Raw genomic sequence first — 12555 nt, forward strand, 5'->3', positions numbered from 1 at the left:
ACAAATTCCGCTACTCTGCAGTAGTGCCGCACCCCCTGAGATTCACCGATGACGACCCGTATCTCAACCGGTTGCGGGGGATTGCGCTCTCGTTTCCCGATGCCGCAGAGCGGGTTTCGCACGGCCGGCCGATCTTCTTCACGCAAAGGACGTTTGCGCTCTTCGGCGCGATGGTCAAGGGTGACCACCAGTCCGACGTGTGGTCACAGTCCGTCGTCATTCAGCCGGATCCCGAGGAACGCGACGTGCTGCTCTCCGACGAGAGGTTTTTCAGCCCGGCCTACTACGGCCCGCATGGCTGGATCGGCCTCAACTTCCGCGCCGCAGAGCCGGACTGGGACGAGGTGACCGAGCTCGTGGATATGTCCTACCGCAACACCGCCCTCAAACGGCAGGTGCGCCTGCTCGACAACGGCGCGGGCCCTCTCAGGTCGGAGGGCTGAGCGGGCCGGCCCGTCGGCGGGATTCAGTCGGCGTGGCGTCGGGGGCGTCCACGCCTGGGCAGCGGGGCCGCCTGCTTGGGCATCCGGCCGGCATCGGCGAGCGCCCGCCGCAGCAGCATCTCCACGTGCGCGTTGACGCTGCGGAACTCGTCATTGGCCCAGCGCATCAGCGCATCATGAACGGCCGGGTCAACTCGCAGGAGGACCTGCCGACGTTCGCTCACGTGTACAACGATCCGGTGTTGACCACCGGCGACGGCGGCTGGTCGCCGCAGAGCACGACCAGCAGGTTGCTCACCATGCTTGCCTTGCGCTCTTCGTCGAGATCGACCACCTCGTTCTCGGCGAGCCGGTTCAGCGCCATCTCGACCATGCCTACAGCACCTTCCACGATGCGGCTACGAGCGGCGACAACGGCATTGGCCTGCTGCCGTCGCAGCATGGCCTGCGCGACCTCTTGTGCATAGGCGAGGTGCGAGATGCGAACCTCGACAACTTCGACACCGGCGATCAGGACGCGCTCGGCGACCTCGTGCGCGAGCTCGCCGGCGACGAGGTCCGTCGAACCACGCAACGAGGTCTCACTCGCGCCGGAGTCGTAGGGATGGATGGTGGCAACATGCCGCAGCGCGGACTCCGCCTGCACGGAGACGAAGTCCTCGTAGTCGTCGACCGCGTAGGTCGAGCGTGCAGTGTCGGCCACCTGCCAGACCACGATCGCGGCAATCTCGACCGGGTTGCCGTCGGCGTCGTTGACCTTCAGGTGGTTCGTCTCGAAGTTGCGGACCCGGACGCTGACTTTGCGCCGGACGGTCAGTGGCACCACCCACCAGAACCCGGCGCGGCGCACAGTGCCGATGTACCGGCCGAAGAACTGCACCACCGAGCTCTGCCCCGGCGGCACGATCACCAGCGACGTCACGACGAGGACGAAGATCAGCACCGGGAACCAGAGCAGACCCGAATGGTGCGGGGCGGCCAGCCACACTGCCACTGCACATGCGGCGAGCACGACAACGCCCAGCCAGCCATTGACGGCGAGCGCGGGACGCTGGGCAATCTCGACTCTGACGCCCTGGTGGCCGACCGGCTCGGCGGCGCCAGGTGCTTTTGTGCCGTCCATGTCGGCCTCCTAAAAGTGATACTAATAAGATATCACTTTTAGGATCTCTCGCCCAGAGGTTAAGTGGTCGCTTAGGCAGGCGTTGACGCCTGCCTAAGCCCGGCGCACGCTGAGGGCATCGAGCGATGCGAGGCGTGATCATGCAGGTACCGGCCCCTATCGAGTACGAACGCGCGACGGACGTCGCCCATGCCGTCGACCTGCTGGAGCGGCTGGGGCAGGATGCCCGTCTCGTCGCCGGCGGTCACAGCCTGATCCCGATGATGAAGCTGCGGCTGACCGATGTCGAGTATCTGGTCGACATCAACGACCTGCACGACGAGCTCGGCTACATCAGGATCGGGGCCGACGAGGTGCGGATCGGAGCCATGACACGCCACCGGGAGCTGCTCGAGTCCGCCGAGTTGGCGGCCGCGTTCCCGATCTTCGGCGACGCGGAGAAGGTCATCGCCGACCCGGTCGTGCGCAACCGCGGCACCATCGGCGGTTCGCTGTGCCAGGCCGACCCGTCGGAGGACCTGTCGGCCGTGTGCACCACGTTGGACGCAAGTTGTGTCATCCGCGGTCGTGACGGGGAACGCGTTGTGTCGATGGACGACTTCTACCGCGGCCCTTATGAGACCGCGGTCGGGCAGGCCGAGATCCTCACGGAGATCCGCTTTCCCGTCCGCCCGGGCGGCTCCAGCGCCTACTTCAAGGTGGAACGCCGGGCCGGTGACTGGGCCGTCACCTCCGCCGGGGCCGCGGTCTGGATGGCGGACGGAGTCGTGACCGACGCACGGGTCGGGCTCGCTGCTGTCGGGCCGAACACGACCGGCATGCCACAGATCTCTGCGCTGCTACGCGGCCAGGAGCCCACCGAGGACCTGTATGAGCGTGCCGGCGCCCTGGCGGCGGCGCACTGCTCGCCGTCGCCGGACGGCCGCGGCAGCGTCGCCTACAAGCGGCATCTGGCGGGCGAGCTCACCCGTCGCAGCCTGCGACGCGCTGTGGAACGAATCCAACCATCCACCGTGCACGAGAAGGAGCGCTGACATGCGGCTTTCGACGACCGTCAACGGCGAACCGGTCATTCGCGAGATCGAGCCTCGGACACTGCTCGTCCACTTTCTGCGCGACGACCTCGGCCTGACCGGCACCCACTGGGGATGCGACACCAGCAACTGCGGCACCTGCGTGGTCTGGCTGGACGGCGAACCGGTGAAGTCCTGCACGGTGCTCGCCGCGATGACCGGAGGTCACGAGGTCCGCACTGTCGAGAGCCTGGAGAAGGACGGTGTCCTGGACCCGGTCCAGCAGGGCTTCATGGAGTGCCACGGGCTGCAGTGCGGCTTCTGCACGCCCGGGATGCTGATGACGGCGCGCGCCCTGCTCGACCGTGATCCCGATCCGAGCGAGGCGACCATCCGCGAAGCCATCTCGGGGCAGATCTGCCGCTGCACGGGATACACCAGCATCGTCCACTCCGTCCAATGGGCCGCCGACCACCCGGCCGGCGCACCCGGGGACACCGTCGCCGCCGAAGACGCCGCGGCCGACGAGCCCGCACCGCAGCCCGTAGGGGGCGCATCATGACCATCGCACCAGAGGCGCCGCACGCAACGCACCGCCGCCGGGAGTTCACCGACAACGACGGCCACCCGGTCGGTTATGGCCGGATGCTGCGCAAGGAAGATCCACGCTTCGTGCGCGGCCAGGGCAAGTATGTCGATGACGTCGTCCTCCCGGGGATGCTGCACCTGGCGATCCTGCGCTCGCCCGTGGCACACGCCCGGATTCTGAGCATCGACACCAGCGCCGCCGAGGCGCATCCGAAGGTCAAGGCCGTCGTCACCGGCGCCGACCTCGCCAAGCAGGGCCTCGCATGGATGCCCACTCTGTCGAATGACGTGCAGGCCGTGCTGGTCACCGACAAGGTGCGGTTCCAAGGCCAGGAGGTCGCGTTCGTCGTGGCCGAGGACCGCTACTCGGCACGTGACGCGCTGGAGCTGATCGACGTCGAGTACGACGTGCTGCCGGCTGTGGCGGACGTCCGCAACGCGCTCGCCCCGGACGCCCCCGTCATCCGTGACGACCTCGACGGCAAGAAGGACAACCACTGCTTCGACTGGGAGACCGGCGACGAGGCCGCCACGGCCAAGGTGTTCGATGAAGCACAGGTGAAAGTGACTCAGGACATGGTGTATCCGCGTGTGCATCCGGCACCGATGGAGACCTGCGGCTGCGTCGCCGACTTCGAGCGCGTGGCCGGCAAGCTCACTCTGTGGTGCACCTCGCAGGCACCACACGCACACCGCACCCTCTACGCGCTGGTGGCGGGCATACCCGAGCACAAGATCCGGGTGATCTCACCCGACATCGGTGGTGGCTTCGGCAACAAGGTCCCGATCTATCCGGGGTATGTCTGCTCCGTGGTCGCCTCGATCGTCACGGGCAAACCGGTCAAGTGGATGGAGGACCGCGCCGAGAACCTCATCAGCACCGGATTCGCTCGCGACTACGTGATGCGCGGCGAGATCGCCGCCACCAAGGACGGTCGGATCCAGGCCATTCGCACCAACGTGCTGGCCGATCACGGCGCCTTCAACGGCACGGCCGCACCGGTGAAGTACCCCGCCGGGTTCTTCGGCGTCTTCACCGGCAGCTACGACCTCGACGCCGCCTACTGCAAGATGACGGCCGTCTACACCAACAAGGCTCCCGGTGGGGTGGCCTACGCCTGCTCGTTCCGGATCACCGAGGCGGTGTATCTGGTGGAGCGACTGGTCGACTGCCTGGCCTACGAGCTGAAGATGGACCCGGCGGAGCTGCGGCGTAAGAACTTCATCCGGCCCGAGCAGTTCCCCTACACCACCCAGACCGGTTGGGTCTACGACTCGGGAGAGTACGAGCGGACCCTCGACAAGGCCATGGAGCTGGCCGACTACGCCGGGCTACGACGCGAGCAGGCGCAACGCCGCGAGCACGGTGAGCTGATGGGCATCGGGATGTCGTTCTTCACCGAGGCCGTCGGCGCGGGGCCGCGCAAGGACATGGACATTCTGGGCCTGGGCATGGCCGACGGCTGCGAGCTGCGGGTGCACCCGACCGGCAAGGCGGTCGTGCGGCTGTCCGTGCAGTCGCAGGGCCAGGGCCACGAGACGACGTTCGCACAGATCGTCGCCGAGGAGCTGGGCATCCCGCCCGAGGACATCGACGTCGTGCACGGAGACACCGACAACACTCCGTTCGGCCTGGGGACGTATGGCAGCCGGTCGACACCCGTCTCGGGTGCCGCGGCCGCCCTGGTCGCCCGCAAGGTCCGCGACAAGGCCCGCATCATCGCCTCGGGCATGCTCGAGTGCTCGATCGCGGACCTGGAGTGGGAGAAGGGTTCGTTCCACGTGACGGGCGACCCGACCCAGTCGGTGACCATCCAGGACATCGCGATGCGCGCGCACGGAGCCGGTGACCTGCCCGAGGGGCTGGAGGCGCAGATCTGCTACAACCCGGAGAACCTCACCTACCCGTTCGGCTGCTACATCTGCGTGGTCGACGTGGACCCAGGCACGGCTGTGGTGAAGGTGCGCAAGTTCGTCGCCGTCGACGACTGCGGCACCCAGATCAACCCGATGATCATCGAGGGGCAGGTGCAGGGCGGCTGCGCCGAGGGCGTCGGCATGGCGCTGATGCAGATGATCGCCTTCGACGAGGACGGCAACTGCCTGAGCGCATCCTTCATGGACTACCTGATCCCGACCGCACTTGAGGTCCCCCACTGGATCAACGGCAGCACCGTCACCCCGTCACCGCATCACCCGATCGGCGCCAAGGGTGTCGGTGAGTCGGCCACCGTCGGGTCACCGCCCGCGGTCGTCAATGCCGTCATCGACGCACTGGCGCCGTTCGGCATCCGGCACGCCGACATGCCGCTGACCCCGTCGCGCGTGTGGGACGCGATGCAGGGTCACCCGACGCCGTCGTTCTGAACCGAGGAGCACCCCGTGAGCGTCAACCTGTCGGGTCGCATGGCCGAGCTCAGCGACGGGCGTATGCCGTTCGTCCACGCGACCGTCGTGCGCGCCCAGGGCCCGAGCTCGGCCAAGGCCGGGGATCAGGCAATCGTGCTGGCGGACGGGTCGATCGAGGGATTCGTCGGCGGTCAGTGCGCAAGCGGTTCGGTTCGCACGGCCGCGCTGGACCTCCTCGAGAGCGGCGAGAGCCTGCTGCTGCGGGTGCTCCCCGAGGGGGAACCGGACTTCCCCTCGTCCGATGGTGCGCGGATCGTCGTCAACCCGTGCCTGTCCGGCGGGGCCCTGGAGATCTTCCTGGAGCCACTGCTGCCGTCGCCGATGCTGACGCTTATCGGCGGCACGCCGACGGCCAATGCAGTGGCCGACCTCGCCCACACCCTCGGATTCGCCGTGACCCAGACCCATGAGGCGACGCCGGCCGGCCTGCCGGACGGCACCATTGCGGTCATCGTGGCCAGCCACGGCGGCGACGAGCTCGGCGTCATCCAGAGCGCGATCCAGGCCGACATCCCATTCATCGGGATGGTGGCAAGCAGGCGCCGGGCGGCGGGCGTCCTCGCGCCGCTGCCACCGCAGAACCGAGCGCGCGTGCACTCCCCGGTCGGCTTCGACATCGGGGCCCGCACCCCACCCGAGATCGCCCTGTCGATCATGGCCGACCTCGTGCAGCGCATCCGCCGCGACGGCCTGACCGCCGAACCCTCGGCCGCGATGGTCGCGCCGATTCAGGTGGTCGACCCGGTGTGTGGCATGACCGTCGTGGTCGGGCCGGACACCCCGCATACGGTCGTTGACGGCACCGACTTCTGGTTCTGCGCCACGGGGTGCCGCGACACCTATCTGGCCGAGCACGCCGACGCGGGAGCCTGACTCGTGACAAACCCGCCGGCGGATCCCGGCGAGGTGCGTGACCTCTTCGACGCCGTCGACTACCTGGCCGACGAGGGCACCTCGACCGCGCTGTTCCTGGCCCTGGAGCTGCAGCTGCCGCTGCTCCTGGAGGGTGAGCCGGGTGTGGGCAAGACCGCTGCCGCGCAGGCCCTTGCCACGGTGCTCGGCGCCCCGCTGATCCGCCTGCAGTGCTATGAGGGACTCACCGCCCAGGAGGCGCTCTACGACTGGAACTACCAGCGCCAGCTGCTCAGCATCCGGCTCACCGAGTCACAGCACCAGACTCTCAGCGACGCCGACCTGTTCCGTGAAGAGTTCCTGACCGAGCGGCCCATCCTCGCGTGCGTGCGGTATGACGGGCCGACGCCGCCGGTGCTGCTCATCGACGAGATCGACCGTGCCGACGACGAGTTCGAGGCCCTGCTCCTGGAGTTCCTGGGCGAGCGCTCGGTCACCGTCCCCGAGCTGGGCACGTTCACCGCGAAGCACCCGCCGATCGTCGTGCTGACGTCGAACCGCAGCCGCGACCTGCACGACGCCCTTCGCCGACGCTGCCTCTACCACTGGATCAGCTATCCCGACTCCGCGCGTGCAGCGGACATCCTGCGTCGGCGGGTGCCGGCCGCGTCCGGTGCCCTGATCGAGTCGGCCACCACCTTCGTCGGCCGGGTCCGCGAGCTCGACCTCGACAAGGCGCCCGGTCTCGCGGAGACCATCGACTGGCTGTCGGCGCTGGCCGCGCTCCGGGTCTCGGAGCTGGCGCGCGGGGCGGTCGTAGCCACCTTGAGCGCCCTCGCCAAGACACCGGATGACTGCGAGCTGATCCTCGACTCGTGCGACACCCTCATCGGCGGCTGACCATGCCGGATCCCGAAGCGGCACTCATGTTCGACGACGTGGATCAGGCGGCATTCGTTGCGGCCTTCGGTGAGCGATTGCGCCATGCGGGTGTCCCCGTTTCGCAGAACGCCCTGATCGCGTTATCCCGTGCGATGCATACCTATCCGTACGACTCGCGCCAGGCGCTCTACTGGAGCGCTCGGGTGACGCTGGTGTCACGGCGGCGCGAGCTACCGGCCTTCGATGAGGTCTTTGCCGCCGTCTTCGAGCGCGCCTCGATCGGGCTCGACCCGCCCGCCCGGCGGCACTTCGAGCAGACGCCCCCTGTTGGTGACGACGCCCTCATCGGCGTGCACGCGACGCCGTCGGGCGGCAGCGACGGGGCCGGGCTGCCGTGGCAGACCCTCCCCGCGACGTTCCCGAGGACGGACGCGGAGGACTCCACGGCCGTGCTGCGCGAGCGGCTGCCCAGCGAGCTGCGATCGCTGGTCGACACGCCGTTCGGTGACCTCGACCCGGCGGACCTCGCGCTGCTGGACCGCTGGCTGGAGCAGGCGTTGCGCCGGTGGCCGACCCGGCGCACCCGTCGGCGGAAGCCCTGCTCCCACGGCACCGTGATCGACCTGCGACGCACCATGACCCGTGCCCGCCGGACCGGCGGCGACCCGGCCGACCTCGTCCGCACTCGCAGGACCAACCGGCCGCGCCCCGTTGTCATGCTGTGCGACGTCAGCCAGTCCATGCAGCCGTACTCCACCGCCTACCTGCACCTGATGCGTGCCCTTGCCAACAACGGCAACGCCGAAACCTTCGCCTTCTCAACGTCACTGACTCGGCTGACCCCTGCCCTGCAGCGTCGCTCGGCCACCGAGGCGATCGAGGAGGCGACCGAGCACGTCGTCGACCGGTTCGGTGGCACCCGCATCGCGACCAACATTCGGGCCGTGCTCTCCTCCCGCCACGGCACCTCGATCCGTGGCGCGATCGTGGTGGTTGCCTCCGACGGCTGGGACAGCGATCCGGCGACGGACCTGGCGTCGGCCATGTCGAGGCTGCACCGCCGGGCGCACCGGGTCATCTGGCTCAATCCGCGGGCAGGTTCCGCCGGGTTCCTACCGCTCGTCGCCTCGATGAGCGCCGCGCTGCCCTACTGCGACGAGTTCCTGCCCGCGCACACCGTGCGGGCGCTGGCCGACGCCCTGGAATTGATCGGCCAGGACTGACAGCGCCTCAGCTCCACAAGGTGACGTGGACGGACGGGCGAAAACGCCCGATCTTGGCGCCGGCCCCGCGCATCATGGCCTGGATCGCCCGCGGGCTCGAGATGAACCGCATGAGCTCCTGCGCCGTCGGCGAGGCGTCGGAGAGTGTCTGCGCCGTCCATACCCCCTGGCCGCGTAGGCCGGGTCCGTCGAGCTTGACGAGGCGCCCCTCCCTGAGGTCGCCGGCCACCGCGAACTGCACCGCAAGGGTCACCCCGTGCGTGGTGCGCTTGGTCTCCTCCAGCGCGGCGGCCTCACTCTGAAAGATGCGCTGGTTGGCCTCGGGCACACCGATGCTTCTCAACGTGTCGCAGATGACGCCCTCGGAGCCGGCCGCGGACGGACCGAGGAACCACTCCTGGCCCCGCAGGGCAACCGGCGTGACGGGCCGGCCCGCCAGCGGATGATCGGGTGCCACGACGGCAACGACCTCGTACTTCAAGAACGGCTTGGCGAGCATGGACGCCGGCAGGTCACGCTGCTTGGGGCCGACCGCGACATCGACACTGCGATCCGCCAACAGTGAGGCGAATCGGCCCGGATGCTCCACGCTGAGCTGGAGTTCGAGGTCGTCGGCCCGGCTGGCGAACAGGTCCATCAGCCCGGTGGCCGCGTGCTCGGCGAAAAGGGCGGATGCCGCGATGTGCAACAGCCGACGGCCCTGACCGGCGGCCTTGATCTCCCATACCGTGCGGTCCTGCAGGCCCAGGATCTCGCTGGCGCGGCCGGCCAGTCGAAGCCCACCCGGGGTGAAGGCGAGTCCGGAGCCGGTCCTGCTGACCAGCTGGTCGCCGAACTCCTTGCGCAGCTTGCCGATGTGCAACGACACCGCAGCCTCGCTGACCCCCAGCTCGACGGCGGCCGCCTTCACCGACCCGAGCCGCACCACCGTGCAGAACGCGCGCAGCTGGGCGGGGGTCATATTGTCACGTTACGCGGCGCCGGCAGGTTCCGCCCGGGTTCAGACAGACCCCCGAATCGGCTCCGCTACCGGACCGGCTCCGGTCCGGTGCTGGGCCCTCACCCGCACCACCGCCGCAGCGCACGGATCGGACTGCGAGTACTTTCACCACTATGCAGATCCATGACCTGGGATCGTTGTGGGTCGAGTCCGATGGCGTGCCCCTTCCGCTGGCCGACAAGCACATGGCCGCTGCCCTGTCTGCCCTGGTGGTTGACCTGGACCAGAAGGTCCGTTCGGACGTGCTCATCGACGCCATATGGGGCGAGGACCAGTCACGACGGGCATCGGCGGCACTGGACACTCTGATGGGGCGGCTGCGCCGGGTGCTCGACCCGGAGCGTTCGCCCCGGGCCACGTCGACCGTTCTGCGCACTGTGGAGCAGGGGTATCGGCTGACGGTCCCGGGTGAGTCGGTCGACTCCTGGGCGTTTTCAGCGGCCGTTCGCAAGATCGAGGCGCTGCGCGAGTCGAACGACACGAGCGGCGTGCTCGCCACAACGGCAGCGGCGTTGGCGTTGTGGCGTGGCCGCCCGTACGACGACGTGGCGGACGACGGCTGGCTGCAGACCAGTCGCGCCCGGCTCACCGAGCAGCATCTGAGCGTCCAACAGAGCCGCGTCCAGGTGCTGCTCGAGGTCGGCCAGCCCGAGCAGGCGCTCGCCGAGCTGATCCCGGCGCTGGCCGAGCACCCCTTCGTCGAACGGCTGTGGGAGTGCCGGATGCTCGGTCTCTACCAGGCCGGTCGCGCTTCGGCCGCGGTGGAGGCGTATTCGGAGGTTGCCGGGCTGCTGGACCGCGAGCTCGGCACGACCCCGGGAGCGGGACTGCAGCGACTGAGGCAGCAGGTCCGGCAGCAGGACCCAACTCTCGCGCGCGCACCACAGGGACGGGCCCGCCGGGAGATCCTTCGGATCCCGCGGCATCGGACGTCCTTGGTCGGTCGCTCGCAGGATGTCGACACCGTGGGCGTGCTGCTGCAGCAGCACCGGTTGGTGTCCATCATCGGGCCGGTCGGCTGCGGCAAGACGCGCCTGGCCACCGCGGTCGCAGAACGGGTGGAACCGCACTTCCCCGACGGCGTCTACTTCGTTGACCTCTCCGATGTCACCGAGGCACCCGATGTCGCCGATCGGATCCAGGAGACATTGCACATCGAAGGTGACAGCCACCAGCCATCCACACAGGCGGTTGCGGGGTTCTTGGCCGAGCGAACTGTCCTGCTGGTCCTGGACAACTGCGAACAGGTGCACCTGGCTGCCGCTGCTCTCGTCGAGGCCCTGGGCAATGCACAATCTGTACGTATCCTGACCACCAGCCGTCGGCGACTGGAGGTGGAGGACGAGTACGCCTACGCCCTCCGACCACTCGGGCTGCCATCAAGCAACGACGCGGCCGCCCTCGCCGTAAGTCCAGCAGTCATGCTGTTCACCGATCGGGCTGCAAGCCACGGGATGACGTTCGACCTGGCCGGCCCCCAAGGCGCGCAGATCGCCAGGATCTGTCAGGCGACGGATGGGCTCCCGCTCGGCATCGAGCTGGCCGCGGCCCGCATCCGAACCTTCCAGCTCCACGAGATCGTGGCAGCCATCCGCGACGACCCGACGTCACTGGGCGACTCGACGATCCTGCGAAGTCGGGGCCATGACGAGTCAACGCTTCGAGACTCCATCGAGTGGAGTCACGGCCTGCTCACCGAGCAGGAGCAGGCGGCGCACCGCCGACTGTCCGTCCTCCCCTCGAGGTTCACGCTGGAGGCAGCGGTCGCAGTCTGCACGGACGAGCTGCTGCCGGTGGACATGGTGCCGAACGCGCTCATCGGGCTGGCCGACCACTGCCTGTTGGAGGCGACCCAGCCCGAACGGCCGGATGGCCCGTCACTGTTTCGACAGCTCGTGCCGATCCGAGCGCACGCAGCCAGCAAGCTGACGCGCGCCGGCGAAGGCGACGACACGGCCGCGTCCCTCATGCAGTGGGTCATTGACACCGTCGCAGCAGGCCCCCGAATGGGTCAGTCGGATCACGGCCGAGGGGACCAACGACTACAAGACAATCGGCGCACCATCACCGCCGCCCTCGAGTCGGCCATCGCGGTCGGCCCGACCGACGAGGTCGTCATTACGCTGTGCCGACTCGTGCCCTACTGGTGGCTGGACGGGAACCTGAGCCCCGAGACCGTGCGCCTCATCTCCACGGTCGCCTCCACAGTCGGGGCTGCGAACAGCGAGTTCGCCGTCGCGGCCGTCACCGCCGCACACGGATCGTTCCTCGCAGTCAACGAGCAGGACAGCGCCGGCCCGGATGCGCTGAGCCAAGCCATCAAGCAACTGCTCGAGGCACCGGCCGGCCTACAGGTGTTTGCCGCGGAGCTACTCCTGGCCGTCGCCGCGGCCTGCTGGGTCGGCGGTGACCTCGCCTCGGCGGAGTCCGCCGCCGATGGCGTCGCCGAGTACGGGGAGCGGCTCGACGATGACCACCTCCGGGTGCTCGCCAGGGGGGTCAGGTGCGCGATGGGATTGATGGTCGACCCCGCGCACGCCGGTGAGATAGCGCAGTCCGTGCTGCTGGAGAGCCGCAAGGTGGGCAACACGGCGGCTGCCATCATGTGTCTGCACACGCTGTACATGTCCGCGCTCTTCGCCCAGGACGGCCCGGCCGGTCTGCGGTGGACTGCAGAGGCCATCCGCTGCCAACAGGACATCGGCCAGCGCAACGCGGCAGCCACCCTCGAGGCCCGCGGCAGCCTGTTCATCATCTCCGCCTACCCGCGCGACGCCGTTCGCTGCTATGGCGCGGCCTACCTGCAGTACTCGCGCCTGGGGCGCAGCTGGCAGCTCCCTGGGACCGAGGCGCTGATCGAAACCATCCGCGGTCGGCTCTCCCGCAAGGAGTTCGACGAGGCCTGGACCAGTGGCGAGCGGCTGGCGGCAAGCGACCTGGCGTGGGTATGACATCGGTGTGCCGGGCAGCCCTCCCCTGGATACAACGAAACGCGGGCCCTTCCAGGTGGAAGAGCCCGCGT

The 12555-nt window shown here is 68.7% G+C and carries 11 protein-coding genes; 8 read left to right on the plus strand and 3 right to left on the minus strand.

Annotated features, from left to right (window positions below):
• The first annotated feature begins 23 nt into the window (after positions 1-23).
• Positions 24-443 carry an MmcQ/YjbR family DNA-binding protein gene (locus tag FGL98_RS26515; protein ID WP_246136667.1) on the plus strand — a complete coding sequence of 140 codons (420 nt, stop codon included), beginning with the start codon at positions 24-26 and terminating at the stop codon, positions 441-443.
• Positions 444-466: 23 nt separating this feature from the next.
• Here the strand turns inward: FGL98_RS26515 and FGL98_RS20340 are convergent, their stop codons facing one another.
• On the minus strand, positions 467-667 hold the full coding sequence (locus FGL98_RS20340; protein ID WP_146319914.1) for a type II toxin-antitoxin system antitoxin: 201 nt from the start codon (positions 665-667) through the stop codon (positions 467-469).
• The gene (locus FGL98_RS20345) at positions 664-1566 is read right to left on the minus strand and encodes an SPFH domain-containing protein (RefSeq protein ID WP_146319916.1); all 903 of its coding nucleotides are present in this window, start codon (positions 1564-1566) and stop codon (positions 664-666) included. The genes FGL98_RS20340 and FGL98_RS20345 overlap by 4 nt, the downstream gene beginning before the upstream one ends.
• 140 nt (positions 1567-1706) lie before the next feature.
• Here FGL98_RS20345 and FGL98_RS20350 point away from each other — a divergent pair, with 140 nt between their 5' ends.
• From FGL98_RS20350 to FGL98_RS20375, 6 genes are read left to right on the plus strand one after another with little or no spacing between them, the layout of a single operon-like run.
• On the plus strand, positions 1707-2600 hold the full coding sequence (locus FGL98_RS20350) for an FAD binding domain-containing protein (protein WP_146319918.1): 894 nt from the start codon (positions 1707-1709) through the stop codon (positions 2598-2600).
• Position 2601: 1 nt separating this feature from the next.
• Positions 2602-3141 (plus strand): (2Fe-2S)-binding protein, encoded by a 540-nt coding sequence (locus tag FGL98_RS20355; protein ID WP_146319920.1) that lies wholly within the window; start codon positions 2602-2604, stop codon positions 3139-3141.
• Positions 3138-5534 (plus strand): aerobic carbon-monoxide dehydrogenase large subunit, encoded by a 2397-nt coding sequence (locus tag FGL98_RS20360; RefSeq protein WP_146319922.1) that lies wholly within the window; start codon positions 3138-3140, stop codon positions 5532-5534. The genes FGL98_RS20355 and FGL98_RS20360 overlap by 4 nt, the downstream gene beginning before the upstream one ends.
• A 15-nt stretch (positions 5535-5549) precedes the next feature.
• Positions 5550-6449, plus strand: coding sequence for an XdhC family protein (locus FGL98_RS20365; protein ID WP_222432297.1), 900 nt, complete (start codon positions 5550-5552; stop codon positions 6447-6449).
• A gap of 3 nt (positions 6450-6452) precedes the next feature.
• Complete coding sequence (locus FGL98_RS20370; RefSeq protein WP_146319924.1) at positions 6453-7328, plus strand: AAA family ATPase; 876 nt, start codon at positions 6453-6455, stop codon at positions 7326-7328.
• On the plus strand, positions 7304-8533 hold the full coding sequence (locus FGL98_RS20375; RefSeq protein WP_222432298.1) for a vWA domain-containing protein: 1230 nt from the start codon (positions 7304-7306) through the stop codon (positions 8531-8533). Before FGL98_RS20370 ends, FGL98_RS20375 begins: the two co-directional genes overlap by 25 nt.
• A 7-nt stretch (positions 8534-8540) precedes the next feature.
• Here FGL98_RS20375 and FGL98_RS20380 read toward each other — a convergent pair whose 3' ends face one another.
• On the minus strand, positions 8541-9494 hold the full coding sequence (locus FGL98_RS20380; protein ID WP_146319926.1) for a LysR family transcriptional regulator: 954 nt from the start codon (positions 9492-9494) through the stop codon (positions 8541-8543).
• Between the two features lie 152 nt (positions 9495-9646).
• On the opposite strand from FGL98_RS20380, the gene FGL98_RS20385 reads away from it, so the two are divergent.
• Positions 9647-12484 (plus strand): AfsR/SARP family transcriptional regulator, encoded by a 2838-nt coding sequence (locus tag FGL98_RS20385; RefSeq protein ID WP_146319928.1) that lies wholly within the window; start codon positions 9647-9649, stop codon positions 12482-12484.
• Positions 12485-12555: the final 71 nt, after the last annotated feature.

The organism is Leekyejoonella antrihumi, assembly GCF_007845645.1.
GTDB classification, from domain to species: Bacteria; Actinomycetota; Actinomycetes; order Actinomycetales; family Dermatophilaceae; genus Leekyejoonella; species Leekyejoonella antrihumi.

Bases quoted from the DNA above. Each gene is read 5' to 3' on its own strand.
- FGL98_RS20380 (WP_146319926.1), bottom strand. From the start codon at position 9,494: ATGACCCCCGCCCAGCTGCGCGCGTTCTGCACGGTGGTGCGGCTCGGG.
- FGL98_RS20385 (WP_146319928.1), top strand. From the start codon at position 9,647: ATGCAGATCCATGACCTGGGATCGTTGTGGGTCGAGTCCGATGGCGTG.
- FGL98_RS20345 (WP_146319916.1), bottom strand. From the start codon at position 1,566: ATGGACGGCACAAAAGCACCTGGCGCCGCCGAGCCGGTCGGCCACCAG.
- FGL98_RS20355 (WP_146319920.1), top strand. From the start codon at position 2,602: ATGCGGCTTTCGACGACCGTCAACGGCGAACCGGTCATTCGCGAGATC.
- FGL98_RS20350 (WP_146319918.1), top strand. From the start codon at position 1,707: ATGCAGGTACCGGCCCCTATCGAGTACGAACGCGCGACGGACGTCGCC.
- FGL98_RS20360 (WP_146319922.1), top strand. From the start codon at position 3,138: ATGACCATCGCACCAGAGGCGCCGCACGCAACGCACCGCCGCCGGGAG.